20 protein-coding genes and 4 pseudogenes are annotated in these 26772 nt (G+C 41.7%); 20 read left to right on the top strand and 4 right to left on the bottom strand.

Annotation, left to right across the window (positions count from 1 at the left end; all coding sequences use genetic code 11):
* Nucleotides 1-252 precede the first annotated feature (252 nt).
* The 8 genes and pseudogenes from BACFIN_RS01850 to BACFIN_RS21045 all read left to right on the top strand — a co-directional run.
* Nucleotides 253-1902 (top strand): DUF6377 domain-containing protein, encoded by a 1650-nt coding sequence (locus BACFIN_RS01850; RefSeq protein ID WP_007757645.1) that lies wholly within the window; start codon nucleotides 253-255, stop codon nucleotides 1900-1902.
* Nucleotides 1903-2114: 212 nt separating this feature from the next.
* Entirely contained in the window at nucleotides 2115-5117 is a 3003-nt protein-coding gene (locus BACFIN_RS01855; protein WP_149923731.1) for a SusC/RagA family TonB-linked outer membrane protein, read from the top strand.
* A gap of 36 nt (nucleotides 5118-5153) precedes the next feature.
* Nucleotides 5154-6638 (top strand): RagB/SusD family nutrient uptake outer membrane protein, encoded by a 1485-nt coding sequence (locus BACFIN_RS01860; protein ID WP_007757642.1) that lies wholly within the window; start codon nucleotides 5154-5156, stop codon nucleotides 6636-6638.
* A gap of 18 nt (nucleotides 6639-6656) precedes the next feature.
* On the top strand, nucleotides 6657-8360 hold the full coding sequence (locus tag BACFIN_RS01865) for a SusF/SusE family outer membrane protein (RefSeq protein WP_007757641.1): 1704 nt from the start codon (nucleotides 6657-6659) through the stop codon (nucleotides 8358-8360).
* Between the two features lie 20 nt (nucleotides 8361-8380).
* Entirely contained in the window at nucleotides 8381-10144 is a 1764-nt protein-coding gene (locus BACFIN_RS01870) for an endo-dextranase (protein WP_007757640.1), read from the top strand.
* A 60-nt stretch (nucleotides 10145-10204) separates the two neighbouring features.
* On the top strand, nucleotides 10205-12685 hold the full coding sequence (locus tag BACFIN_RS01875; RefSeq protein WP_374728457.1) for a glycoside hydrolase family 31 protein: 2481 nt from the start codon (nucleotides 10205-10207) through the stop codon (nucleotides 12683-12685).
* A gap of 51 nt (nucleotides 12686-12736) precedes the next feature.
* The gene (locus BACFIN_RS23915; RefSeq protein ID WP_007757637.1) at nucleotides 12737-12922 is read left to right on the top strand and encodes a hypothetical protein; all 186 of its coding nucleotides are present in this window, start codon (nucleotides 12737-12739) and stop codon (nucleotides 12920-12922) included.
* A gap of 6 nt (nucleotides 12923-12928) precedes the next feature.
* Nucleotides 12929-13480: pseudogene (locus BACFIN_RS21045) on the top strand (glycoside hydrolase family 65 protein); the annotation flags it as partial.
* Nucleotides 13481-13508: 28 nt separating this feature from the next.
* Here BACFIN_RS21045 and BACFIN_RS01880 read toward each other — a convergent pair.
* On the bottom strand, nucleotides 13509-14165 hold the full coding sequence (locus BACFIN_RS01880; protein WP_342763646.1) for a response regulator: 657 nt from the start codon (nucleotides 14163-14165) through the stop codon (nucleotides 13509-13511).
* Nucleotides 14142-14342 (bottom strand): annotated as a pseudogene (locus tag BACFIN_RS23650) (ATP-binding protein); the annotation flags it as partial. The pseudogene BACFIN_RS23650 and the gene BACFIN_RS01880, both read right to left, overlap by 24 nt.
* Nucleotides 14343-14598: 256 nt before the next feature.
* Here BACFIN_RS23650 and BACFIN_RS01885 point away from each other — a divergent pair.
* Complete coding sequence (locus BACFIN_RS01885) at nucleotides 14599-15084, top strand: HU family DNA-binding protein (RefSeq protein WP_007757634.1); 486 nt, start codon at nucleotides 14599-14601, stop codon at nucleotides 15082-15084.
* 85 nt (nucleotides 15085-15169) lie between these two features.
* Here BACFIN_RS01885 and BACFIN_RS23645 read toward each other — a convergent pair whose 3' ends face one another.
* Nucleotides 15170-15304, bottom strand: coding sequence for a hypothetical protein (locus tag BACFIN_RS23645; RefSeq protein ID WP_262479250.1), 135 nt, complete (start codon nucleotides 15302-15304; stop codon nucleotides 15170-15172).
* A gap of 111 nt (nucleotides 15305-15415) precedes the next feature.
* Here BACFIN_RS23645 and BACFIN_RS01890 point away from each other — a divergent pair, with 111 nt between their 5' ends.
* The 11 genes and pseudogenes from BACFIN_RS01890 (at nucleotide 15416) to cysK (ending at nucleotide 24276) form a co-directional block, all read left to right on the top strand.
* Nucleotides 15416-15874 (top strand): alginate lyase family protein, encoded by a 459-nt coding sequence (locus BACFIN_RS01890; protein WP_007757632.1) that lies wholly within the window; start codon nucleotides 15416-15418, stop codon nucleotides 15872-15874.
* A gap of 44 nt (nucleotides 15875-15918) precedes the next feature.
* On the top strand, nucleotides 15919-16908 hold the full coding sequence (locus tag BACFIN_RS01895) for an alpha/beta hydrolase (protein ID WP_007757631.1): 990 nt from the start codon (nucleotides 15919-15921) through the stop codon (nucleotides 16906-16908).
* A gap of 6 nt (nucleotides 16909-16914) precedes the next feature.
* Nucleotides 16915-17802: a hypothetical protein gene (locus BACFIN_RS01900; RefSeq protein WP_007757630.1), complete on the top strand. Its 888-nt coding sequence runs from the start codon at nucleotides 16915-16917 to the stop codon at nucleotides 17800-17802.
* Nucleotides 17803-18045: 243 nt separating this feature from the next.
* Nucleotides 18046-18649 (top strand): annotated as a pseudogene (locus tag BACFIN_RS21040) (IS982 family transposase).
* A 161-nt stretch (nucleotides 18650-18810) separates the two neighbouring features.
* Nucleotides 18811-19014, top strand: a pseudogene (locus BACFIN_RS23785) (sialate O-acetylesterase); the annotation flags it as partial.
* A gap of 238 nt (nucleotides 19015-19252) precedes the next feature.
* On the top strand, nucleotides 19253-19834 hold the full coding sequence (locus BACFIN_RS01910; protein ID WP_007757624.1) for a restriction endonuclease subunit S: 582 nt from the start codon (nucleotides 19253-19255) through the stop codon (nucleotides 19832-19834).
* 8 nt (nucleotides 19835-19842) lie between these two features.
* A complete protein-coding gene (locus BACFIN_RS01915; protein ID WP_032839954.1) occupies nucleotides 19843-21315 on the top strand; it encodes a class I SAM-dependent DNA methyltransferase in 1473 nt (490 codons plus the stop codon).
* A 7-nt stretch (nucleotides 21316-21322) separates the two neighbouring features.
* Nucleotides 21323-21832 (top strand): hypothetical protein, encoded by a 510-nt coding sequence (locus BACFIN_RS01920; RefSeq protein ID WP_232281672.1) that lies wholly within the window; start codon nucleotides 21323-21325, stop codon nucleotides 21830-21832.
* Between the two features lie 202 nt (nucleotides 21833-22034).
* Nucleotides 22035-22835 carry an alpha/beta hydrolase gene (locus tag BACFIN_RS01925; RefSeq protein WP_032839953.1) on the top strand — a complete coding sequence of 267 codons (801 nt, stop codon included), beginning with the start codon at nucleotides 22035-22037 and terminating at the stop codon, nucleotides 22833-22835.
* Between the two features lie 29 nt (nucleotides 22836-22864).
* Nucleotides 22865-23206, top strand: a complete 342-nt coding sequence (locus BACFIN_RS01930; RefSeq protein ID WP_007757606.1) for a cupin domain-containing protein — start codon at nucleotides 22865-22867, stop codon at nucleotides 23204-23206.
* Between the two features lie 122 nt (nucleotides 23207-23328).
* Nucleotides 23329-24276, top strand: coding sequence for a cysteine synthase A (cysK, locus tag BACFIN_RS01935; RefSeq protein WP_007757605.1), 948 nt, complete (start codon nucleotides 23329-23331; stop codon nucleotides 24274-24276).
* 87 nt (nucleotides 24277-24363) lie between these two features.
* Here the strand turns inward: cysK and BACFIN_RS01940 are convergent, their stop codons facing one another.
* The gene (locus BACFIN_RS01940; protein WP_007757603.1) at nucleotides 24364-26766 is read right to left on the bottom strand and encodes a glycoside hydrolase family 3 N-terminal domain-containing protein; all 2403 of its coding nucleotides are present in this window, start codon (nucleotides 26764-26766) and stop codon (nucleotides 24364-24366) included.
* Between the last annotated feature and the right edge of the window lie 6 nt (nucleotides 26767-26772).

The raw sequence follows: 26772 nt of genomic DNA, 5'->3' as shown, positions 1-26772 counted from the left end.
ATGAGATTAAAAGTAGCATATTCCCGCAGAAAGAACAAAGAAAGGGAAAGAAAGTTGGAGTGTTGATGCACCAGAGTGATGAATATAAACCTTCGTACTTTTTTATGTCATTAGCCGAATAATGTTTATAATAAATCTGTTTTGTTCTCTCTTTTTAATAAAGATTGTTCTTCCCGCTTGCAATAATTTTCTCCTGAAAGCCGGAAGTTTCTGAAAGACTTTTATCTTTGCAACTATAATACATACGGCACTATGAAAAAAGTAATTTTGATTCTTCTGGCAATCGCCTTCCCCGGCCTGCTTTGTGCAAAAGATAACAAGAGTACGGATGCGTTACTCCGTGAGATTGACGGTCTCATTAAAAACCGTCGGACTTATGGAGTGGAAAAGGAGGCGCGTATCGCTGACCTGAAGAAATTGTTGGCGGAGGCTACTTCCGATGAACAACGATATGGTTTTTGCGGACGTCTTTTCGATGAATACCGGGCTTATAATCTGGATTCGTCTTTTGTCTATGCTCAACGGAAAGAGGAACTGGCGCATCGCATGGATAAACTGGATTATCTGGATGATGCTGCCATGAATATGGCGGAAGTGATGGGAACTACCGGAATGTATAAAGAAGCGTTGGAACTATTGGGGCAGATTGATAAGAAAACGCTGCCCGATTATCTCTATGGTTACTATTATCACTTGTATCGCACTATTTACGGATTGATGGGAGATTATGCCGTTACGGAGAAAGCCAAGAAAGAGTATTATCGAATGACGGATTTATATCGGGATTCTCTTTTGCAGGTGAATGCTTCCGACTCTCTGGGGCACGTATTGGTGATGGCGGATAAGTGCATCGTACATGCTCAATACGATGAAGCCATCCGTATGCTGATGGAATATTACAACAAGCCTTCTTTGGATGACCATTCAAAAGCAATGCTTACTTATACTCTCTCCGAGGGTTACCGGTTGAAAGGCGACAAGCAGGGGCAAAAACATTACCTGGCCCTTTCGGCTATTGCCGACCTGAAATCGGCAGTAAAGGAATATGTATCTTTGCGCAAACTCGCTTCCCTTGTCTACGATGAAGGGGATATTGACCGTGCTTACAATTACCTGAAATGCTCCTTAGAGGATGCCACTCTTTGTAATGCCCGCCTTCGTACGTTAGAAATCTCGCAAGTCTTTCCTATCATTGACCAGGCTTACCAATTGAAAACCAAACGGCAGCAACAGGAGATGAAAGTATCATTGATTTGTATCAGTTTGCTTTCCGTATTTTTGTTGGTTGCCATTTTCTTCGTTTACAAGCAGATGAAAAAGGTTGCTGCCGCACGTCGCGAAGTGGTCGATACCAATACGTTGTTGCAAGAACTGAACGAAGAACTTCACGACTCCAATTCGCAACTGAAAGAGATGAACCATACGCTTTCGGAAGCCAACTATATCAAGGAGGAATATATCGGCCGATATATGGACCAATGCTCCACTTATCTCGACAAGATGGATTTATACCGTCGTTCCCTGAATAAAATTGCTGCTGCCGGAAGAGTGGAAGAACTATATAAAGCCATTAAATCTTCCCAATTCCTTGACGAAGAACTGAAAGAGTTTTATGCAAACTTCGACATGACTTTCTTGCAACTTTTCCCCAATTTTGTGGAAGAATTTAATGCGCTGCTTACCGAACCCATGCAACCCAAACCGGGAGAACTGTTGAACACCGAACTCCGTATCTTTGCCCTTATCCGGCTGGGGATTACGGACAGTACCAAGATAGCGCAATTCCTCCGTTATTCCGTGACTACCATTTATAATTACCGGACCCGTGTCCGTAACAAAGCTTTGGGAGAAAGAGATGAATTTGAGGCTAAAGTAATGAAAATAGGGAAGGTGGAAGAGTAAGAAAACCACTACTTTTTTAGTTAGTATACTATTTTTTAATAATCTAATTATTAGTGATTTATATAGTTGTTTACTATGCAAATCACTATATTTTTGCTATCTGCTTTAAGGAACAGTATAAAATGTAGATACTTTTGTTTCGTAGTCATTTCAGCAATGACACAGAGAATAAAAACAAAAGTAACCCTAATATTAACTTTAAATTAATGTACATGAAACAGAGTATGAAGTCGAAAGGCTTTGAACGCCGCCTCTTATTAATAATGTGGGGCTTGTTCCTATCTCTTAGTGCATTCGCACAACAGATTTCCATAAAAGGACATGTAGTGGATGCTGCGGGTGAGCCGGTGATCGGTGCCAGTGTAGTAGAAGAAAGTACGACGAACGGTACGATTACCGATATAGACGGTAACTTCTCCCTGAAAGTGTCCCCTAAAAGTATGCTAACCGTTTCTTTTATCGGATATGCCACTCAGACAGTTCCGGTGAATGGCAAAACGTCCCTGACTATTACTTTGAAAGAAGATACCGAGGTGCTCGATGAAGTCGTTGTCATCGGTTATGGTACGATGAAGAAGAGTGACTTGACTGGGGCTATCTCTTCCGTTTCTTCCAAAGATCTGATGAAACAACCCTCTCCTAGTTTGGGAGCAGCTTTACAAGGACGTGCAACCGGGCTTCAGGTAATTTCCAGTGGTGCGCCGGGCGATAATGTGTCAATGAAGATACGTGGTATCGGTTCCATCAACAATAGTGATCCGTTGCTTGTCATCGACGGGGTGCCGACGGATGTTCCTTTGAATATGATTAATATGGATGATGTGGAGACGGTAGACGTGTTGAAAGACGCTTCCGCTACTGCTATTTACGGTTCGCGAGGAGCTTACGGGGTCATTATTATTACCACGAAGAAAGGGAAATCGGACGCCGCTCACTTTAACTTTAAGGCTTCTTACGGTATCGAAAAGGCTATCCGTACACTTGATTTGCTGGATGCTACTCAATTTGCTTCCCTCCATAATGAAATGATGACAGCTAACGGTCAACCGCAGAACCCTCTGTTTGAAGATCCTACTTCATTGGGCAGAGGAACAAACTGGACAGATGAATTGTTTCAGACTGCCGCTATCCAGAACTATTCACTGAACTATTCCGGTGGGAATGATAAAACGACTTATTATGTATCTGCGGCTTATTTCAACCAGGAAGGTATCGTACGTACCACTCAATATGAGCGCTATACGGTGCAATTCAATATGGATACGCAGATGAATAATTGGTTAAAGATGGGAAACAAACTTTCGCTGAATCATGATATTAAAAAGAAGGGCGAGTATAGTATTAAAAATACCATGTTGGCACTGCCTACACAGGCTATCAAGAATGATGATGGTTCTTGGGCAGGTCCTGTAGGGCTTCCGATGTATGTAGGAGATATTGCTAATCCTATCGGCAAGATGATGACCAACTCTACTGCTACTAAAGGTTTCAATATATTGGGTAATATCTACGCCGAAGTAAAACCGTGGGAATGGCTGACTTTCAAAACTATTGTTGGAGTACAGGCACTCTTTTGGGATGATAAAGGCTGGTCGCCCAAGTATGACTGGCAGCCGATTTCCCAACCGGAATCGTATGCTTCCCGGAAGTATAACAAAAGCCTTACTTTATTGTGGGACAATACTCTGACTTTTAATAAGACGTTTGCAGAGAAACATCAACTGACTGTGATGGTAGGTTCTTCTGCACAGAGTAACACGTATGAGTATTTGGGCGGTTCCATTATGGGATTCATCAGTCCTACTGCGCAGCAATTGGATAATGGTACGCTCGAACCGACTGTGAACGGAAATGGAAGTGACTGGGCATTGCTCTCTTATTTAGGGCGTATCAATTATACATACGATAATAAATACCTGTTGACAGCTACGATCCGGCGTGACGGTTCTTCCCGTTTCAGCAAAAAGAACCGGTGGTCTAATTTCCCGTCCGTATCTCTTGCCTGGAGGCTTTCTGAGGAACCTTTCTTTAAAAAGAGTTTCTGGTTGAGTGATGTGAAACTCCGTGCGGGATATGGATTGACCGGTAATCAGGCGAGTGTGGGTAATTATGCGTATGCTTCCACCATCCAGACTATTCAGTATAACTTCAATGGTACGCAAGTGAATGCCATTGCCCCGTCGGTAATGCCAAACCCGAATGTTCGCTGGGAAGAGGTGGAGCAATATAATGTCGGTGCCGACCTGACAATGATTGACGGTCGGATCAATCTTAGTCTGGATGCTTATATCAAGAATACGAACGATATGCTGGTAGATATGGTAGTGCCTATCTCTACCGGGTATTCGGATATCAATGTTCCTAAGATCAATGCGGGTAAGATGCGGAATAAGGGATTTGAGGTTTCTGTCAGTTCCCGTAATCTGGTGGGTGAATTTTCATGGAATACGTCTCTCAATGCTTCTTACAACAAGAATGAAATTATCCGCTTGAATGGGGATGTCCCGATGTATTTCGATAATAATATTCATGCAGTCGGTCATCCGGTCAGTTCTTTTTACGGTTATGTGACGAACGGTATTTTCCAGACACAGGAGGAAGTAGACCGCTACGCCATTCAGACGCAAGGCAATGACCCTTACAACCGTACTTCTGCCGGTGATATTAAGTTTAAGGACTTGAATAACGACGGAATCATCAATGATAAAGACCGTACTTATCTCGGCAGTCCCACTCCGACATGGATTTTTTCAATGAACAATTCATTTGCCTGGAAAGGTTTCGATCTGGAAATCTTCCTGCAAGGGGCGGCGGGAAACAAGATATACAACGCAAACCGGGCCTCTTTGGAAGCCATGTCCGTAGCACAGAACCAGATGACGACCGTTCTCGATCGTTGGCGTGGCGAAGGAACAAGCAACAGTATGCCACGTGCTGTATTCGGTGACCCGAATAAGAACGGGCGTGTTTCAAATCGTTTTATAGAAGACGGTAAATACTTGCGTCTGAAGAATGTGACATTGGGCTACACCTTACCGGCCGCATGGAGCAAGAAGGCGGCGATGTCTTCTGTGCGCTTCTTCGTTTCGGGGCAGAATCTACTGACATTAACCCGTTATACGGGGCTTGATCCGGAAATTTCCGGATCGGGAAATGACAATAACGTGTATCCCATAGCCCGTAACATCACGTTCGGCGCATCTGTTTCTTTCTAACTACTTTTATATAGAACCTTTAATTGATTGACAAATATGAAAAAGTTCAGATATATACTTCCTTGCTTCCTGTTGGGCTTGACATTGAGCAGCTGTAATGGTTTCCTTGATAAAGAACCGTGGGACTCTATCGATACTTCCAAGAGTTTTCAGGCAGCGGAAGATGCGATAGCTGCCGTAAATGGTGCTTATCAACCGCTTCAATGGCCCAAATTATATAATATGCGTATGTGGACACTGGATATCGTAGCCGGTAACAGTATTGTCGGTGCAGGTGGAGGTACGGATGGCATAGAGACTACCGATATGGCTAACTTCATAACCACCACCGATAATGCCGGTGTGCTTGATGTATGGCGCGGTCCGTCTCCGGGTATTCTCCGTTGCAACTTCGTTATCAAGAACGTTCCGGGTATGAATATTGATCAAAGTTTGAAAAACCGTTGTTTGGGAGAAGCTAAATTCTTGCGTGCCCATTATTATTTTATTCTGGTTCGTCTTTTTGGAGGAGTACCTTTACTGACAGAACCGCAGACTTCGGAAGATGATTTGAAACCTTTCCGTGCTTCGAAAGAAGAAATCTATAAGTTGATAGAAGATGATTTGAAAGAAGCGATCAACTTGCTTCCGGATAAATCTTCTTATTCCGCTTCCGATTTGGGACGTGCTTCCAAAGGAGCAGCGATGGGGTTGCTAGCCAAAGTGTATCTGACCCAAAGAAAGGAGTATGCGGAGATTGTACGTCTTTGTGAGGAAATACAGAAATTGGGTTATCGTTTGAATGATGATTATAGTGATAACTTTAATCCGAATAAGAAAAATGGACCTGAATCATTGTTTGAGGTACAGTATTATGGTAAGACCAATTATGATTTCTGGAGTAATGAAAACCAATCTTCTTGGTTGAGTGCGTTTACAGGCCCTCGTAATTCGGATATGGTGGCGGGCGGCTACGGATGGAACCAGCCGACTGCCGAGTTTGTCAGCCAGTACGAAGAAGGGGATAATCGTAAAGATAAGACTATTCTTTATTTGGGATGTCCTGACTTTGACGGAAAGCAATATCAGTCTTCTTATTCTACAACGGGATACAATTTGCGTAAGTTTCTGGTCCCGAAATCCATCTCTATGGATTACAATACCAGTCCGGCCAACTTTGTGGTACTCCGTTATGCGGATGTGCTACTGATGAAAGCGGAAGCGTTGAATGAACAAGCTTTGACAACTGATGCGGAAGCCCCTTTGTACGAGGTTAGAAAACGGGCAGGACTGACTAACCGGGCGGATATCGAAGGATTGACACAGGATCAGATGAGGGAGAAAATTATTCAGGAACGTCGTATAGAGTTGGCGTTTGAAGGAGACCGTTGGTTTGATTTGGTTCGCCTGAAAGACAACTATGCTCTGAAATTCCTTCACTCTATCGGAAAAACCAATGCGGCGGAAAAACATTTGTTAATGCCTATACCGTTGAAAGAGATTGAGGCGAATGGCAATTTGAAACAGAATCCGGGATATTAATAGTAAAAAAGAAAGATTATGAAAACAAAGATATATATTGCTCTGACGGCTTTATTGGCGGGCTTTGTATTTAATTCGTGTACTTCTGATGAGATGGAGACAGATAAAGGAAGTGAGTCTTTGGTATTGTCTGTATCGTCCGAAGTAGTGGAACTGGACCAGTTGATGAGTGATAGGGAAGCTTTTCATTTTGCTTGGACTGCTGGTAGTAACTATGGAACAGATTCCCGTATCAGCTATGTTCTTGAAATGGATTTGAAAGGTAACAATTTCGCAGGAGGACTGAAAAAGGATATAGGTGCAACGGATTCCCGTATTCTGGCATTTAACCATAAAGAGATGAATGACTTGTTGGCAGAAGTGTGGAATAGTTCTTTGGATGAAACATTGGAGTTTGAAGCTCGTGTGACTGCTGCTGTATTGGGGCATGAAGAGTTTACTCAGGTTTCTCCTGTCGTTACATTCAAACTGACACCTTATATAGAACGTTATCTGAATCTGTGGATGATTGGTGGAGCAACTGTAGGAGGATGGAGTCTGGATAATGCTACTCCGATGGAATCAATTGAGGATGAACCGAACGGATTTGTTTGGGAAGGCGTGCTTCTTTCAGGAGAACTGAAATTCGTCTTACAGAAAACTTCTTTTGTTCCTTCTTTTAATAAGGATGGTGAAGATGAGAATAAACTTGTATATAGGGAAAGTGATGACGAACCGGATGAGAAGTTTATGATAAGCACTCCGGGTAACTATCGGATAAAACTGAATCTAAGCACATTGGATATTGAGATTACGGATTTGGGCGGAGAGATGGTTTATCCTAATCTTTGGATGATTGGTTCGGCTACTACGGGCGGTTGGTCATTGGACGATGCAACGAAGATGACTCCGATAGCTGATGAACCTAACGGATTTGTTTGGGAAGGTGAGCTTAGAACGGGTGAACTTAAATTTGTGACTCAGCAGAGCGATTTCTATCCTTCGTTTGGCAGGGACGGAAGTGATGAGAATAAACTGATTTATCGTCAGGATGAGAATGACGGGCCGGATAATAAATTCAATATCAAGCGTGGTGCCAGCTATCGGGTGAAAGTAAATCTGAATACATTGGATATTGAAATCACCAATTTGGATGGTGAAGAACCGGATAACAGTGAATTTTGGATGATTGGAACTGCGGCAGGAGAGACGCCGATAGCCATGACAAAAGATGATTCGAACCCAGAGCTTTTCACTTATAATGGAGAATTGCAGGACGGTACTTTCCGAATTTCAAAAGACAAAGAAGGGACTGAAGTGGTGACAGAAGAGAAGCAGACGTATAAAAGTAAATATGTTGTGACATTCAATGTCGGTAGCCAGGACTTGACAGTGGAACAAATTGTAGTTTACGAGAAGGTTTGGGCAATGGGAGAAGCAGTATCCGGAGATTTTGCCTGGAAGAATGTGAAAGAACTTACGCAAAGCAACTCTAACAAGAATGAATTTGTATATGAAGGAGAATTGGGAACCGGACAGATAAAGTTTCCTCTCCAATTCGGTGATTACGATGGTTTATTCTTTGTTGCGGAAGAAGATAATAAAGGAGTGTATGATGAGTTTACAGGCTCATGTTATCTCTCTTCTGATAAGGGCGACAATAAATGGTATATGAATAATGCCGGAACCTTTAAGGTTACTATCAATACCTATAAAAAGGAGATTCATTTTCAAAAGAAATAACGATTAATACAGATTGAATTATGAAACTGACGAAATATATAATGGCTTGTATCCTGGCTTTTTCATTGGCCGGTTGTATCGACGACGAGCCTTCGAACAATCCTATTACTTACGGAGACGGCTATATCACCGTACTGCTGTCTACCGATAAAGCCGCCTATCAGCCGGGAGAACCGGTACAACTTTCTTTGAACAATCTTCCCGAAGGGCAGGTGACCATTCGCTATAAGCACCTCAACAAGGTGCTTTCCGAAACTCCCCTCACCGGAAAGTCATGGAGTTGGAATCCGCCGACAGATGACTTTAAAGGTTATATGGTCGACTTATATACAGTAGAGAATGGCGAAGAGGTTGTTCTGAGCAGCATTGCCATTGATGTGTCTTCCGACCCTGCACGCTTTCCGCGCAACGGATTTCTCTCCGAATATGGCAAAATGAGCGAAAAGGAGATTAACAAGGTAATGGATAACCTGAACCGCCATCATATCAACTATGTGCAGTATCAGGACTGGCATTACAAACACCATAAGCCATTAGCAGGTTCGCCTTCTGCTCCGATGGATGTGTGGAAAGATATTATCAATCGCGATTGTTATCGTTCTACTGTGCAGGGGTACATTGACGCTGGTCATAAACGGGGTATGAAATCTCTTTTCTACAATCTTGCTTATGGAGCTTTGAGCGATGCGGCCGATGATGGCGTGAAAGAAACTTGGTACCTGTTTAAGGACAAGAAGCACGGAAACAAGGATTATCATCCGCTAGGTTCTCCTTTCAAAAGTAACATCTATCTGACGAATCCGGCATTGCAGGAATGGAGAGACTATATGGCTCAGCAGAATAACGACGTATATGAAGTTTTTGATTTTGACGGCTATCAGATTGACCAGTTAGGTGGTCGGGGAGAATTATATGATTATAATGGAAACTCTGTTGATCTCGCAGCTACTTTCCCGGTGTTTATAAAGGCGATGAAAGAAGCTCAACCGAAAAAGTCGTTGGTGATGAATGCTGTGGGACAATATGGTCAAGAAAACTTGATTGCGAACTCTCCGGTAGATTTCCTTTATACTGAAGTGTGGGAAAAACCGACCGATAACGGCTTTAGCGTCCTTTCAAATATTATCACAAACAACGATCGATGGTCGAACGGAAAGAAAACTGTATTGGCTGCTTATATGAATTATAAGCTTGGCGGTGAAGGGCGTGGCTATTTCAATACCCCTGGTGTATTAATGGCAAATGCCGCTATCCATGCATGGGGTGGTGCGCATCTGGAATTAGGAGAACATATGTTGACTACCGAGTATTTCCCTAACAGCAGCTTGGCAATGAAAGGGGAATTGAAGAAAGCAATGGTGACTTATTATGATTTTATCACCGGGTATGAGAATCTCTTACGTGATGGTGGAGAGTTTTATGGAGTTACAGCTTCTTCTACAGATGGGAAGATGACCGTCAATCAATGGCCCCCTGTCCGTAATCAGATTGCCACTATCGGGAAACGCTTTGATCGTAGGGACGTGATTCATTTCCTTAATTATACCAATGCTGTACATTTGGATTGGTGTGACTCTAATGGGACGCAGGTTGAACCCTCTTTGATTGAATCGGTCCAAACAAAGGTAAGCGTAAAGGGGACGGTAAGAACAGTTTGGGCAGCCTCTCCGGATGCACGTTTCGGAGTCTCTCAAGAGCTTGATTTCGTTCAGGAAGGAAATGAGATAAAGGTAGCACTTCCGTCATTGAAATATTGGACAATGTTGGTAGTAGAGTATGAATGAGGCTGATAGATATGGAATAAATAAGAGGATAGTGCGAATATGAATAGAATAATAGGATGGATGATAGCTTGTTTGTTACCTATCTCTGTGCTTTGTGCCACAGATAACGCAAAGGTATGCACTTCTTTTACACAACAAGGGCGTCAGGTGACTTTTCACCTGACGGACAGTGCTGCGTTGCAGCTACAGCTCTGTAGTCCTTCGGTAGTCAAAGTTTGGTTTTCGCCCGATGGACAGCTGCAACGGAAGAATGCCTCTTTTGCAGTGATTAATGAAGAGTTGGAAGATGTAGGGACCGTCCATGTGGACGAACAGGCGGCCTGTTATGAGATCTTTACTCCGAAATTGCGTATTCGGGTAAATAAATCTCCGTTGAGTCTTCAGATATTTGATAAGTATCAGAAACTCCTGTTTAGTGATTATGCCGACAAGGGGCATGTGAGTGAAGGAACAAAGAAGACGGAATATAAAGTGCTCCGTCGTGACGAGCATTTTTTCGGACTGGGAGAAAAGACAGGAAAGATGGACCGTCGTGGCGAATCTTATAAGATGTGGAATAGTGACAAACCCTGTTACAGTATAGTGGAAGATCCGCTCTACAAGAGTATTCCTTTCTTTATGAGCAGTTATCGGTATGGTATTTTTCTTGATAATACGTACAAAACGGAATTCAAGTTCGGTACGGAAAGTCGCGACTATTACAGCTTTGAAGCTCCGAACGGTGAAATGATCTACTATTTTATTTTCGGCAAGGACTATAAGGAAATTATCGGCCAATACGTCGGACTGACGGGCAAACCTATCATGCCACCGAAATGGGCGCTGGGTTTTGCTCAATGCCGCGGTCTGCTGACAAGCGAAAAGCTAAGTCGCGAAATAGCCGAGGGCTACCGGAAACGTGGAATCCCTTGTGATATTATCTATCAGGATATCGGCTGGACGGAATATCTGCAGGATTTCGAATGGCGCAAAGGAAACTATGAGAGTCCAAAGAAGATGCTTTCGGATTTGAAAGGGATGGGTTTTAAGGTAGTAGTATCTCAAGATCCGGTAATTGCACAAGCTAATAAAAAGCAATGGGAAGAAGCTGATCGTTTGGGTTATTTTGTAAAGGACAGTACGAACGGTAAAAGCTACGATATGCCCTGGCCTTGGGGTGGTAACTGTGGAGTGGTGGATTTCACCTTGCCTGCCGTAGCCGATTGGTGGGGAACCTATCAGCAGAAACCGATTGACGACGGTATCTCCGGCTTCTGGACGGACATGGGCGAACCTGCCTGGAGTAACGAAGAGCAAACGGAACGTCTCGTCATGAAACACTATCTGGGTATGCACGATGAAATCCATAATGTCTATGGATTGACTTGGGATAAAGTGGTGAAAGAACAATTTGAAAAGAGGAATCCGGACCGTCGTGTGTTCCAAATGACCCGTGCTGCTTATGCCGGATTGCAACGTTATACGTTCGGTTGGACAGGTGATAGCGGGAACGGAGATGATGTGTTGCAAGGCTGGGGACAGTTAGCCAATCAGATTCCTGTAATGCTTTCCGCCGGTTTAGGACTGATACCGTTTTCTTCCTGTGACATTACCGGTTACTGTGGAGACATTGAAGATTATCCGGCTATGGCGGAACTCTATACCCGTTGGATTCAATTCGGTGCATTCAATCCTTTGAGTCGTATCCACCATGAGGGAGATAATCCGGTGGAACCGTGGCTTTTCGGACCGGAAGCGGAAAAGAACGCAAAGGCAGCTATCGAGTTGAAATATCGTTTGTTGCCCTATATCTATACTTATGCCCGCGAAGCTTATGATACAGGATTGCCTATCATGCGGCCTCTGTTTCTGGAATATCCAATGGATATGGAAACTTTTTCTACGGATGCCCAATTCATGTTTGGCCGTGAATTACTGGTAGCCCCTGTGGTGAAGAAAGGCGCTCGTACCAAAAATGTCTATTTGCCCGAAGGTACATGGATTGACTATAATAACAAGAAGACGGTTTACACCGGAGAGCAATGGACTACGGTTGACGCTCCCTTGTCCTTCGTTCCTGTGTTTGTGAAGCAAGGTTCTATCATTCCCACCATGCCGGTGATGAACTACACCCATGAGAAACCGGTATATCCACTAACTTTTGAAGTTTTCCCTGCACAGGAGGGTGCACAGGCTGCTTTTACTCTTTATGAAGATGAAGGAGAAAACTTAGGGTACCAGCGCGATGAATTTGTCAAAACACCGATTGTTTGTAATACTTTGGCGAATGGATATGAATTGATTGTCTCTGCCCGTGAAGGGAAAGGTTACACTGTCCCCGGTCCGAGAAATCTGTTGTTTCGTATTTATTCTGCGAAAGTTCCGAAAGAGGTTACTGTCAAAGGAAAGAAAATAAAGAAAGCTAAGACGGAACGCTTGGAAGATAATTTAGAGAATGATACGGAATCTGTGGCGTGGAGTTGGGATAAAGAAACCTGTGTATGTAGTGTGCGCATACCCGATAAGGGTATTGATGAGCAGATTATGATTATTTTCAAATAGTTATTCTTATCTTTACCCCGTATTTAATGTGGTAAATCAACATAGAAAAACATGAGAAAACTAAATTTACTGATTCTGGTATTGATAAGCTCTTTTACGGCCATGCGTGCCGTTACTTCCGAGAAAGACTTGTGGCAACTCCATACTTCAGATATTCATGCTGATTACGTAGGAGCTCCTATGGCTAATGGCGGCATTGGTCTTCTCCCTTGGAAAGAGCCTTTTCCCATTCAATAATCTTTTACCGTATCTCTGAAAAAAGGAGAAACCTATTCTTTTGCATTGGCAGGTGTCATCTGTTCCAAGCGTGACTTCGTAGATCCTTACAATGAGTCTGAACGTCAAATCACTTACGCTATCCACGAGGGTGCCGACCGTCTGATGACTTTCCATTGCCAACTATGGAATGAACTTTGGCAAGGTGATATTCGTATTGAGGGTGATGATGATGCTCAACGTGCAGTGCGTTTCGCCCTGTTCAACCTCTATTCTTTCGGAAGAGAGGGTACCGGATTGAGCATTTCTCCCATGGGGCTGTCTTCACAGGGGGACAACGGGCATATCTTTTGGGATACGGAACTTTGGATGTATCCTCCTATATTATTGCTCAATCAAGGCATTGCCGAATCTATGGTGAACTACCGTACCAACCGTCTTGCAGCTGCTTGCAAACGTGCTATCACTCATGGTTACCGGGGTGCCATGTTTCCTTGGGAAAGTGACGATGCTGGTGAAGAATCTACTCCGACTTTTGCCTTGACCGGACCTCTCGAACATCACATTACAGCAGATATTGTCCCATTAGTCGCATATCTCATTTGAGCTACCTCGTAAGAATCTGATAATATTCCGGATTCATGGATTCATCATCGATATTATCTTCAATGAACTTGATAATCTTGTTCAGTAATAATTCATCCTCTTTGTGCATGGTGATCCCATCCCTTACAATAAGAGAGGAACGGCCGGATTTGAAATACTCTTTCATCAGAGAGTATTTATTAATCATATTCTCTACCGCACTCAACACATGTCTTGGATGGAAAGGTTTAGGGATATACAAATCTGTTCCGTGATTATAGGCATTGATCTGGTCTTCAATAGAGTTTTTGGCAGAAATATGAATAACCGGAATATGAGCTGTCCGTTCATCAGACTTCAATATATCTGTCAGTGTAATGCCATCTAGTTTGGGCATTAACACATCACTGATAATGATGTCCGGTTGCTTTTGTTCTACTTCTTTCAGCGCCTCTTCTCCATCGGCAGCTTCGCGAACCTGATAGTAGGGAAGCAGAATATCTTTCAACAGTTCCCGGATATTCTTTTCGTCTTCTACAATCAGTATGGTAATTTCTTTCTGCTTAGGAATGAAAAGCATTTCACTGACCTCTGTCTCTTCTTCTGTAGCCTGACTTTCTTTTTCGGAATTCACGTACATAGGCGGCAGGGATACATTGAATTCTACATATTCTCCCAAAGTACTTTCTATAGTGATTTCTCCACCTAATAATTCAGTCAGGCTTTTGGTTAGGTTCAGACCCACTCCGGTACTTCCGGCGTGCTTCAGGTTACTGCTCTCGAAAATCTTAAAGCGACTGAATATTTCGCTCGTTTGTTTTTCAGTCAATCCCTTACCAGAGTTGCGTATACGGAAATGTAATGTTCCGGTAGTGGCTACCTATCTTATCAAATAAGACGATACTTGTCTAAAAAGATATCTGCGTTTAGGAGGATGGATATCTTTTTTTAGGCAAAAGCGAATATTTTTTTAGGCAGGTGTTCAAAGGAGTGTTTTTAGATTAACGGGTAGTTAAGGAGCATTAAAGCACTTCGGTGGTTTTCCCTTGCTGTATCTTTGCATCGTGATCACAAAACAACATTTTTATCAAACAATTTAAAAACTTAAAATTATGGGATTACAGTATGCAGTAAAAGAAAGAGTCTTTAATTTCGATGAAACCAAAACTAAGAAGTATGTCGCTGCTCCGGTGAGCGATGGAGTAATTGATTTCTCGAAATTGTGTAAAAATGTATCATTGATTTGTGGTACTCATCGTGGTCAGGTCAAATTAGTCTTAGACGGGCTGCTTGATTCATTGGAAGGATATATGGATGAGGGAAAAACGGTGAAGCTAGGTGAGTTCGGTACACTTCGTCCTACTTTTAACGCTAAAAGTGGTATAGAAGCCAAGGATGTCGATAGTAGTAATATCATAGTGAGAAAAATAGTTTTTACCCCGGGAAGTCAGTTAAAAACGATGTTGGATAAGATGAGTATCTCAAAATATGTACCATTGGACGTTGTGGCAACAAATGGAGGGAATGGTGGCTCTGATTCTGGCGATGGCGGAAATTCGGACGGTAATCACGGAGAAGCTCCCGATCCGGCAGCTTAATTGAGAGACTAGCTGTTAACTTAAAAAATAATAGAGGAGGACAAATGTCCTCCTCTATTATTTTTTTATTGCTTTCTTTTGCTTTTTAGATATGCCCGTATTCGAACTCCGGAATCTCTCCTTTGGTCGATAATTTGGCAAAATCAATCAGGTTGGACAAGTGGCGGAGTACCAGCTCTTTCATTCCATCCTTGTCTTTATCTTTTATCTTTTGTAACATCTCTCTGTGTTCTGCATGGACTGTTTTTTGAGGAACAGCGCAGACTTTATATTTTTGATAATATTTTAATATATCAGGAGTAATGATAAGCAAGAGTGAACTAATCATCTGATGGTATTAGCCTACTTAGACCGTACCGACCGTATTCGTGAGGTGGCTGAACAAAGTATTCTTCCCAAGATGGGTACACAGATTGCTGACGATGGCTCATTGCCCCAAGAGTTGAAACGTACCCTTTCTTTACATTATTCAACTTTCGCTTTGGAAGCTTTGATGGAAGCTAATCAAATCACCAGTCAAGTTGGTATTAATTTATGGAGTACGCCTGCTCCCAATGGAAAAGTGGCTTCACAGGCAGTGGATTATCTATATCCCTACTATCTGAATCCCGAAAGTTGGAAATTCAAACAAATTAAACCTTTCGACCAGTCTCGTGCAGCTATTCTTCTTTATGAAGCAGGAACAGCATTGGGCAATCAAAAGTATATTGATACGGCAAAGCGTATTGGGTTGAAATACAGTACATCTGATGTAGAAACGATACCGTATCTGATTTTGAAGAAGAAATAGAGTTAGAAGACATAATTTATCCTCACCTGATATTAAGTGATAACATGAAATTGAAATTGTTTTTTTATTTGTGTATGCTGCCGTTTCTTTGTCTTGCGCAGGAAACTCAACCACAACAGTTTTCCAATCGTTATGGTATGAAGATGAAGCAGAACGAAGATGGCTCTTATTTGTTGCTATATGCAAAGAAATATGCGAAATTTATTGATGTGAATACAATTCCTGATGTAATGACTCCTTATACTTACCAGGCAAACCGCTTGAAAAGCAAGGATTATAAAGGAGTAATTACAAAAGACATTGTTTACAAAAAGTATAAAGATTATGAGCTGATACTGACAGTTGATTTTGCAGAAACTGATAACCCTGCTCCTTTTGTAGTTTATCTCCACGGTGGTGGATGGGCACGGGGCAATAACGGTTCGTCTAGGTCTTTATCCCAATATTTAGCAAAACAAAAGGGGATCACTGGTGTACGTGTATCTTATACATTGGCTCCGCAATCTGATGCAACCGTGAAAGTTTCTATCCAAGATGTTTGGGATGCTGTGAAATATATACGGGAACATGCTGCAGAGCTGAATATCAACCCTGAATGCTTTGGCTTTCTGGGAACTTCCGCCGGTGCTCATTTGGCTGCGGTAGCTGCAATGACTGTACCCGGAACGAAGGCCTTCGTTGGTTATTCCGGTATTTATGATTTGGAAAAGGCGGCTATCATTCAAAAGACGAAAGACCCTCAGCGTATTGGATATTTCTGTGGCAGGGATCCTAAAGTACTTCGGGAAGTATCTCCTGTCAACCTGATTCCAAAAAAGAATGTACCTGCTTCCATGTTGGTATGTGGTACATGTGATGTTACGGTAGAATGTGAGCAGAGCGGGATATTTGCATCGGCTTTAAAGAAAAGAGGGGGAGTCTGTGAACTGTTGAGATATGAATATTATGACCATAATGTCAGTTCAAAGACTTCTGATAAAATGGAAGAAATTTTCTTCAAATCGGTAGATTTCCTGACTGACCATGTTAAATAAGTCCAAATGAGAAAAGGAATCTTATTTTTAGCCCTTTTTGCTTTTATCGCCTGCTCCAACAGTTCATCGGAAGTGATAGACGAGAAAGAACAACCGAAACCTGAACAGCAGGTGGATGGTACATTGATTGCTGATGGCAATAGTATAAAAACATATGACTTGATTAAACGTTCGGGATATAACCATGAAGCGCCTGATTCTTCACGTGAACATAAGACCGCTCATTTTCAGCATATTCAGCAGGTTTATGATAATCAGTTGAATAAGTATGTATTTGCTTTTTTCATTCATGCTACGATCGATGATGATCGTGGGCTTACAAATATTACTGACCGTCAGCGCAATGAGATAAAGACGGATAACAAATCTCCGAAAAGTCTTGTCGGACAAAAGGGAGAGGCTATGGTATTTCGTTGGAAATTCTGTCTGCCGGTAGGGTTTCAAACGACGACTAAATTTTCTCATCTTCACCAGTTGAAAGGTATTGATAACTCGTCGGGCACAGCAGATGTCAGTTCTCCTCTTATCACTCTGACTGCCTATTCTAACAGCAAAGGGGGACAACAATTGCGGGTACGTTATGATAAACGTGGTGGAAGCACTTCTACCCTTATTAGTACAGACCTTGCCGATTTTCTAGGCAACTGGGTAGAGGTAGAAGAAAAAGCCTGTTTCGGTGAGAACGGTTCTTATGAAGTGATCATCACACGTATCAAAGATGGAAAAGTTCTTTTAAAACTAGGTCCTGAAAAAATGGATATGTGGCGTACGGATTGTACCGGACTTCGTCCCAAATGGGGTATCTACCGTTATTTGGGTGAGAACCGGAGTTGGCAAGATCGGTTGCGTGACGAGGAAATCCGTTTTGCTGATTTCTCTATCAAAAAACTTTAGAGAGGGATTTTAAGAACAATATAAGAAAGGGACAGACTATTGTTTTGTCTATTATGGTGGTTCTCCTGTCTGAAATATATCTTCGGGTATATTTGGGGATAGGAGAACTTTATTTTTTTGGGGGGATAGATATTTAACGTGAGTTCGATATAAGAATAAATATATTTCACTTATAATTAGAAACATAGCGATAAAAGTATTAAATTTATAGCGCTGAATTATAACATTTAAACGATTACCGCTATGTTTCCAGAGTCTAAAGTTACAGAGATTTATTGTATGGCCGATGATTTTTGCAAGGAATTTACATTTCAACAGGAAAAATATATGATTAAGGTATAATAAGACATTTGAAGGGCTTGCCGAGCGTGGAAGATGTTCAATAGGATGGTTCTTCGGATTCAAGTTGCATCTGATAATCAATGACAAAGGAGAGATCCTCAATTTCATGTTCACGCCTGGAAACGTGGATGACCGGGAACCGTTGAAGCAAGGTAAGTTTCTAGAAAACATCAAAGGAAAACTATGCGCAGACAAAGAATATATTGGTCAGGCTCTGTTTGAGAACCTTTTTCTTAATGGCATACAGCTTGTCACTAGAGTTAAAAACAATATGAAGAATTCACTGATGAGTATTGCCGACAAGATTTTGCTCAGAAAAAGAGCCCTGCTCGAAACAGTCAATGACGAATTGAAGAACATTGCGCAGATAGAACACTCCAGACATCGTTCATTCAATAACTTTATAGCCAACTCCTTGTCGGCTATCGCGGCATACTGTTTTTTTGAAAAGAAGCCCGCCATTGACGTATATTTTGTCAATGACGGACAACTTGCTATTTTTTGATTTTATTTCGAACTCACGTTATATATTGTTTGGAGAAGAAATGGACATCAACAGCCGTTCCTTGACGATATGAGTTTGGTAATGAATTAACGGATATGAACGAATCTTGGCCCAGGATTACAATTTTAGTGTAGACCTGGGCTAAACTTTATATGAACAATATGAAAAAGCTTCTAAGTATTTTGATTTTATGCTTCTGTTTTTCATCTTTTATACAGGGAAAGGTTAAATAACCTGCTATGATGGGAGATCACATGATACCCCAGCAAAATAGTAGTGTTAAGCTGTGGGGATGGGTAGATAATAAGAAAGTTACTGTTACTACCTCCTGGAATAATCAGACTTATCAGGTATTAACGGATAAGATGTAACTATATCTTTTCAGTTGATATTTACTTATTCTTATTTAGTAGGGATTCTACTTGATATTGCTTCTAATAAGAAGAGGTTATAAAAGTAATTTTCATTTTTTGTGTTTTTATTTTCCTTATATTGCATTGATATATCAAAAAGAGTGATATATTTGCAGTGTAATTGAATTGATAACTGAAATTTATTCTTTAACTTTTTTAGAATAGCTTATTTAAGTAGGGACTGTATTGTATGGATATGGATATAACATCAAAGGATATAAAGAGAATAAGTGATATTGCCATGATGCAATCTGGCATATATATGAAAAGCGATCCGGCAGGTGATATAAAGTATTTGCAGGTTAAGGATATTAATCCGAGGAGTAAACCTGATTACAGTCGGATCACTACAGTGGTGGATAGGGGGATTGGTGACCAATACAGGTTACGGAAAAATGATTTATTGTTTGCGGCTAAAGGAGCCTCTAATTATTGTTTTTTGTATGATGGGGTAGTGGAAAAAATGGTAGCTTCTTCGTCATTCATTATTATACGTATTATATCAAAAGATATACTACCAGAATTTCTTTGCTGTTTTCTCAATACCCCATCTGTTCTTAATAAATTAAAAAAATCATCGGTAGGTACAGGAATTCAGGTAATTCCTCAATCGGTACTAAGTGATCTTCAGATCGGCATACCTTCTATGCAGACACAACAGCTTATTGTACAGATGGATCAATTGAGAAGAGAGGGGGAAAGTATTTACAGTGAAATCAATGAACTAAAACGGAGTTTGCAGGAACAGTTGTTGATGGATTCTTTAAAATGAAATATGTTATGATAGAAATTGCATATTATATAGCGGGTAAGGCGAAACAAATCTTAGGTGGAACGCTTTCTGTCAACCAGTATAAGGATTATGTATTGGCTTTGCTATTTCTGAAATCTGCAAGTGAGTACTACAAATCAAATGACTCTTTTCAGTCAGATGAGAATAAACCTTTCCTTCGGTTGTTAGTGTCTGAACGTAGCTCTTTTGACTATCTTTACAAAGAACTTGGCTCGCTGGAGCTTGGCAAGTTGATAAATGTTGCTCTTTATGAATTAGAGCAAGCGAACAGCCGCGTAATTGAAGGTTATGAAATTAATAGAGCTATCAACTTCGAAAGTAATATATTGGGAGATACGGATGAGAGATTGAGTAAATTGCGTGAACTTCTTCATTTTTTTCAGAAACTGACATTAACAGATGATGCTGGCAAGTTAATAGATATCGGTGCCTTATATAATCTGTTATTGTACATTTTTGCCGAAGAGGCGGGTAAGAAGATAAATAATGTCCTTACTCCTAAAGAGGTTATTGGTTTGGTGGCGGAATTGATAGGCGATAATAAAGATAATAATAGTTTGTGCGATCCGGTATCCGGCAGTGGTACTCTGCTAGTTGAAGTTGGTAAAAGGGTTGGAATCAGGGGAGCTAATATTTTCGGGCAAGAGGCAAACTGGAATCAATATGCATTGACAAAAATGAATCTGATGTTGAATGGATTCAAAGATTCCACTTTTTTTTGGGGAGATAGCCTTAGTAATCCTAAACTGACGGATGACGGCGGGTTAAAGCGGTTTGATATTGTTGCTTCTATACCACCATTTGCAGATAAGTGGGCAACAGAGGAAGCAGAGTTTGATCGTTATGGACGCTTTCAATATGGTATTCCGCCTAGAAGTCAGGCTACATGGGCATATATTAGTCACATTCTGGCAAGTTTGAAACCTAATGGGCGGGCTGTTGTCGTGGTTCCGGCGGGGGTTTTGTTTCGTACTAGTGAAAGTAAGATACGGCATCAGATTATTGAGCATAATTTGCTTGAAGCGGTTATTGAGTTACCGCAAAATCTGTTTTATGGTGCGGCTATTTCTACGGCTATTCTTGTTTTCAGAAAAGACAGGAAGACGACGCAGACTTTGTTTATGGATGCGCGTAAAGGATATATTTCGAATAAAGGTATTTATAAACTTTCGGATACAATGGTCGAACAGCTTTTAAACACTTATAAGGGGTTTCTTAGTGGTGAACAGGTTTGGCAGGAAAATAGTTGCCCGGCTTATATTGCTACACAGGAGGAGGTTCGAAACAATAAGTATGATTGGCAGACTGTCAAATATGTGGAGGAGAAGATTGAAAGAGTGGAAGTTGATGTAGAAGCAACTTTGCAAAGAATTGAAAAATTAGAGAAGAGACTGGAGTTTGTCAATGAACAGTTAGAGTATTGTACACAGCAGTTAATCAGGCTAACAAATAGAAAATAGATATACCATGGGAACTATAAATTCTATAATCTGTGCTATTATCAGCGCACTATTTACTGTTTTTTTGGCACACATGTCAAGAAGAAAAACCAGAGTGACAATTTACTGTATGGAAAATACGTTATTGACACAAAGACCGAATGTTCCGGGCCTTGCAGTTTTTGTGAAGTATGAAGATATGACGCCCATTGAAAATCTTTGGAGAATATGCTATATGCTAAAAAATACAGGAAATCAGAATATTGTGGGTGAGGGAATCCAGTCATCTTTGGTGACTAAAGGGCATGGACTTCCTTTGTATACGAGAAATATAAAACAGATTATTCAAATATCCGCTACAGACAATAGTATAGCCGAGTTGAAAGATAACACCCTATATTTTAAACAATGGTTGCCGGATGAATGTATCACCATTGAAGCTTTGGTGGAAAGCGCAGGTGAGAAACCTGAATTGTACATTGATAAGCGGGATATTATTAATGCCAAAGTTATTGTTAAAAGCAATATCAATAAGTGATCTTTTATTATTTTGAAGTGGTAAATTGAATAGCGTTTGTCCAAGTTGGAACTTTACCCAATCAATAGTAAGAGTTCTTTTCTTAGTCTTTTTTGCTTATGTTCTTGGAATAAGGTCTTATCTTTGTTCCTGTCTGAAAAAAGAATGAACTGTTTAGGTTGATAGTTAATGTAATACTGAATCATTGAAAATGAATAAAATTATGAAAAAGATTTGCTTTCTTCTCTTTTTGTTTTCTGCATGCATAGTTCAAGCACAGAACTCTTATTGTACCGATAAAGATATATCTTATGTCCCTGACTCTGAAATGGACGCTTATCGTCTGGAACGTTGTAAACTTGATATTTATTATCCCGAAAATAAGAGGGATTTTTCGACTATCGTATGGTTCCACGGTGGGGGTATGGAAGGTGGAAGTAAATTTATTCCCAAAGAATTGACAGAACAAGGGTTTGCAGTGGTGGCGGTAAACTATCGTTTAAGTCCGAAGGCGAAGAATCCTGCTTATATTGAGGATGCAGCTGAAGCTGTAGCATGGGTTTTCAAGAACATCGAGAAGTACGGTGGACGTAAGGATCGCATTTTTGTTTCCGGCCATTCTGCGGGAGGTTATCTTTCATTGATTCTGGCGATGGATAAAAAATATATGGCAACATATGGAGTAGATGCTGATAGTGTGGCTGCTTATCTTCCGGTTAGTGGTCAGACGGTGACACATTTCACTATTCGTAAGGAACGTGGTTTGCCTAACGGTATTCCGGTGGTTGATGAATATGCTCCGGTAAATAAGGCCCGCAAGGAAACAGCCCCTCTTGTACTGATAACGGGGGACAAGCATCTGGAGATGGCGGCAAGATATGAAGAAAATGCGCTGTTGGAAGCTGTCCTGAAAAGTATAGGTAATAAGAAAGTGACGTTGTATGAGATGCAAGGATTCGATCATGGTCAGGTGCTCGGTCCGGCTTGCTATCTGATTGTAGATTATGTGAAGAGGTTTAAATAATATAGTTATAAATAATAAGAGATTGGAAGATGAAAACACGTAGTGATACTTTTCAGTTTGAGAAAGAATTGGATTGGAAGAAACCAGCTCCGGGAATCCGCCGTCAGATGATGGGATATGACGGGCAATTGATGATGGTGAAGGTGGAGTTTGAGGAAGGTGCCGTTGGGGCTGTACATCAACATTATCATAGCCAGGCTACTTATGTCGCAAGCGGCAAGTTTGAACTGACCATTGGTGACCGGAAAGAAATTCTCTCTACGGGCGACGGTTATTATGTAGAACCTGACCAGCCTCATGGATGTGTTTGTCTGGAAGCAGGTGTACTGATTGATACATTTAGTCCTATGAGGGCTGACTTCCTATTGTAGTATCTAGATCGAAAGTCAGACAGATGTGGTATGAAATTACCACATCTATGGTATTTCCCCTGAACAGAATCTGCACTATCTTTGTCATATCTTGAAACAAGAAAATTTAAAAACATATATATATGGAAAAGATTGCAAAGAAATTGACGGATCTAGTAGGTAATACTCCGTTATTGGAACTTAGTAACTATAATAAAAACAATGATTTGAAAGCCCGTCTGATTGTAAAGATTGAATCTTTTAATCCTGCGGGAAGTGTTAAGGACCGTATCGCATTGGCTATGATTGAGGATGCTGAAACGAAAGGTGTCTTACAACCCGGAGCAACGATCATTGAACCTACTAGCGGCAATACCGGTGTGGGATTGGCTTTTGTTTCAGCAGCGAAAGGCTATAAACTGATTTTGACGATGCCTGATACAATGAGTATTGAGCGACGTAATCTTCTGAAAGCCTTAGGAGCAGAATTAGTGCTGACTCCTGGTACGGATGGTATGAAAGGGGCAATTGCCAAAGCGGAAGATTTAAAAGGTATAACTCCGGGAGCTGCCATCTTACAACAATTTGAGAATCCTGCTAACCCCGCCATGCATTTACGAACTACCGGTCTGGAAATATGGAGAGATACCGAGGGGAAAGTCGATATCTTTGTAGCCGGTGTAGGTACTGGCGGGACAGTTAGCGGTGTAGGTGAGGCATTGAAGATGCGTGATCCGAGTATAAAGATAGTGGCAGTGGAACCATCTGATTCTCCTGTACTGTCGGGAGGAAAACCTGGTCCTCATAAGATTCAGGGAATCGGTGCAGGATTTATTCCTAAAACGTACAAAGCTTCTGTCGTAGATGAAATTATTCAGGTGCAGAATGACGATGCCATTCGTACGAGTCGTGAATTAGCCAAACAGGAAGGTTTATTGGTAGGTATATCTTCAGGAGCAGCTGTATATGCCGCTACGGAACTGGCGAAGCGGCCGGAAAATGCGGGAAAGATGATCGTTGCGTTATTGCCTGATACTGGAGAACGTTATCTGTCTACCATTTTGTATGCTTTTGAGGAATATCCTTTGTAAGGTATAATTGGTCAAATGAAAATGTGAGGTAACTTCCAAAGATTCAGGTTACCTCACATTTTTTATATAAATATTATTCTGGATTCTTTATTGAACCTCGAAACTTCCTTTCAACCGAATATCCACCGAAGAAGCCCCCACCATCACCGAGAAACTTCCCGGCTCTACTGTAAACTGATTATTCTTATCCCATAACCCCAAGTCTTGAGGAGTAAGTGTAAAGCTAATCGTTTGTTCTTCTCCCGGTTGCAAATGAATACGTTCGAAACCACGTAATACTTTATCGTAGGTTGTTACGCTACTAAAATCATCACGGATATAAAGCTGGACCACTTCATCCCCAGCTTTCTTTCCTGTATTCTTTACAGTGCATGAAAGAGTGATATTCTCTTGTGCCCCGATAACTGGTTTGGAGATTTTCAAGTCTGAATATCCGAAGGTCGTATAGCTTAAACCATATCCGAAAGGATAAAGCACACCGGCAACACGGACTTTTCCTTTAGAATCCGAACCCGGTTTGAATGGGAAAGCGAAAGGTATCTGTCCCACAGATTTCGGGAAAGTAACTGCCAGACGTCCGCCCGGGTTATAGTCTCCGAAAAGAACCTTGGCAATAGCATCTCCCATGAATTCGCCGGGGAACCATGCATGAATGATGGCAGGAACATATTTGTTTGCCCAATTGATAGTAGCTGCTCTTCCGTCTACCATTACCAGAACGACAGGTTTTCCTGTAGCATAAACAGCTTCCAATAATTGCTGTTGGCGCCCGCAGAGATCGAGGTTGGTACGTGAGAATTCTTCCCGAACCGTCTTCTCATTTCCACCTAATACAAGGATAGCGACATCCGAAGCCTTTGCTAATTCTACGGCTTCATTAATCATCGCTTGCTCCTGTGTGTCTAATGGAACATTGTATAGTTCACTCTCCGGGAAATACTTATCAATAATATCACAACCTTTTGCATAGCGAACTTCTGCATTGGGCAGATATTCTTTGATTCCCTGATAGACAGTCTTTATAGATGCATTGGCGGGACCGTATCTGCAAGTCAGTTCTTTCACTTCTTCCGCATTCGGACCGATAACAGCTATTTTGCTAAAACTCTTGGATAGCGGAAGCATCTCTTTTTCATTCTTCAAAAGCACGATGGACTCTAAAGCTGCTCTCATAGATACATCCTGATGGGCGGCATTATGCACTACCACTTCCGGGCGACGGTCATCACCGGGATACGGATTATCAAAAAGCCCCATCATAAACTTGACACGGAGAATCTCACCAACACGTTGATCGAGCGTATGCAGAGAGACTTTTCCCTCACTAATAGCACGACGCAATGGAAGAATAAAATCCTGTGGCGGAGTGAAGTTCGTGCGGATATTCAATCCGGCATTTACCACTTGTGCAGCCATTTCTTCTTCAGTCGGAGTGATACGATGTTTAGTGTGTAGAAATTCCACCGCTTCACTATCCGAAACTACATATCCCTTAAATCCCCATTGCTGACGCAGAATTTCCGTGAGGAAATGATAACTTCCGGAAACAGGCTCCCCGTCATAGTCATTGTAAGAACTCATGACGCCCAATGCACCCGCCTCCTGAATACCTTTACGGAATGGTTCCAGATACAGAGTTTTCATCTCACGCGGAGCCACGTGCGGATCGGTACGTGTACCTCCATCGCGTCCACCGACCGGAATACTATAAACGGCAAAATGCTTCGGAGTGGCAACGATTCCTTCACTTTGCAGACCAAGAATCATTTGCTTACCCAATTCGCCTACCAGATAAGGATCTTCTCCATAACTTTCAACTACACGTCCCCAGCGAGGATCTTGTGCGATGTCCAGAATCGGAGCATAAATATTGGTATATCCGAGTGCTTTCGCCTCATCAGCAGTGACTTTCGCAATTTCCCGGATTAGTTTTTTGTTCCACGTGGCACCTTGCCCGCATTGAGCGGGAAACATGGTAGCCCGGTCGTGGCACAATCCGCGTATTCCCTCATTGGTAAAATCGACCGGAATACCCAGTCGTGTCTGTTCCACAAACCAGCGCTGAACGGTGTGGCGATTCTTCACACTGTTGGCATACGGATAGGAGATTTCAGAACCGAACTTACCCAGCCCGTTGGCCTGCTCATCGATATTTCCGATACCGTCTTTCCAGATTTCTGTCGACCATCCGTCGGTAGGCCATGCATCTTTCAGTACCCGTCCCGAACCGTAGAGAGTAGCCATCTGACAGGTCTTCTCCTCCAGTGTCATTTGCGAAAGCAAATCCGCAATACGGGCTTCGATAGGCGCGGAAGGATCTTCATATACATCCTTTACACCGTTCTTGTTGAAGTCAATCCAGGTCTTTTTGTATATATCCTTTGAGTTGTTGCCGGATTTCTTACCGGCAGGTTGGTTGCTTGCCGAAACGCTGCCGGTATAAACACTTCCGGCAGACAATAACAGGGCGAGACATAGTAATTTCTTCATATCTAT

The sequence above is a fragment of the Bacteroides finegoldii DSM 17565 genome, assembly GCF_000156195.1.
Taxonomy (GTDB): domain Bacteria; phylum Bacteroidota; class Bacteroidia; order Bacteroidales; family Bacteroidaceae; genus Bacteroides; species Bacteroides finegoldii.
The sequence above is the reverse complement of the archived record's forward strand: the minus strand, read 5'-3'. Positions and strand labels throughout refer to the sequence as shown.

Coding starts and splice junctions, on each gene's coding strand:
- BACFIN_RS01900 (WP_007757630.1), top strand. CDS start 16,915: ATGAGAAAAGGAATCTTATTTTTAGCCCTTTTTGCTTTTATCGCCTGC.
- BACFIN_RS01895 (WP_007757631.1), top strand. CDS start 15,919: ATGAAATTGAAATTGTTTTTTTATTTGTGTATGCTGCCGTTTCTTTGT.
- BACFIN_RS01930 (WP_007757606.1), top strand. CDS start 22,865: ATGAAAACACGTAGTGATACTTTTCAGTTTGAGAAAGAATTGGATTGG.
- BACFIN_RS01940 (WP_007757603.1), bottom strand. CDS start 26,766: ATGAAGAAATTACTATGTCTCGCCCTGTTATTGTCTGCCGGAAGTGTT.
- BACFIN_RS01915 (WP_032839954.1), top strand. CDS start 19,843: ATGATAGAAATTGCATATTATATAGCGGGTAAGGCGAAACAAATCTTA.
- BACFIN_RS01920 (WP_232281672.1), top strand. CDS start 21,323: ATGGGAACTATAAATTCTATAATCTGTGCTATTATCAGCGCACTATTT.
- BACFIN_RS01855 (WP_149923731.1), top strand. CDS start 2,115: ATGAAACAGAGTATGAAGTCGAAAGGCTTTGAACGCCGCCTCTTATTA.
- BACFIN_RS01875 (WP_374728457.1), top strand. CDS start 10,205: ATGATAGCTTGTTTGTTACCTATCTCTGTGCTTTGTGCCACAGATAAC.
- BACFIN_RS01870 (WP_007757640.1), top strand. CDS start 8,381: ATGAAACTGACGAAATATATAATGGCTTGTATCCTGGCTTTTTCATTG.
- BACFIN_RS23915 (WP_007757637.1), top strand. CDS start 12,737: ATGAGAAAACTAAATTTACTGATTCTGGTATTGATAAGCTCTTTTACG.
- BACFIN_RS01925 (WP_032839953.1), top strand. CDS start 22,035: ATGAAAAAGATTTGCTTTCTTCTCTTTTTGTTTTCTGCATGCATAGTT.
- BACFIN_RS01890 (WP_007757632.1), top strand. CDS start 15,416: ATGGTATTAGCCTACTTAGACCGTACCGACCGTATTCGTGAGGTGGCT.
- BACFIN_RS01910 (WP_007757624.1), top strand. CDS start 19,253: ATGGATATGGATATAACATCAAAGGATATAAAGAGAATAAGTGATATT.
- BACFIN_RS01850 (WP_007757645.1), top strand. CDS start 253: ATGAAAAAAGTAATTTTGATTCTTCTGGCAATCGCCTTCCCCGGCCTG.
- BACFIN_RS01885 (WP_007757634.1), top strand. CDS start 14,599: ATGGGATTACAGTATGCAGTAAAAGAAAGAGTCTTTAATTTCGATGAA.
- BACFIN_RS01860 (WP_007757642.1), top strand. CDS start 5,154: ATGAAAAAGTTCAGATATATACTTCCTTGCTTCCTGTTGGGCTTGACA.
- cysK (WP_007757605.1), top strand. CDS start 23,329: ATGGAAAAGATTGCAAAGAAATTGACGGATCTAGTAGGTAATACTCCG.
- BACFIN_RS01865 (WP_007757641.1), top strand. CDS start 6,657: ATGAAAACAAAGATATATATTGCTCTGACGGCTTTATTGGCGGGCTTT.
- BACFIN_RS23645 (WP_262479250.1), bottom strand. CDS start 15,304: ATGTTACAAAAGATAAAAGATAAAGACAAGGATGGAATGAAAGAGCTG.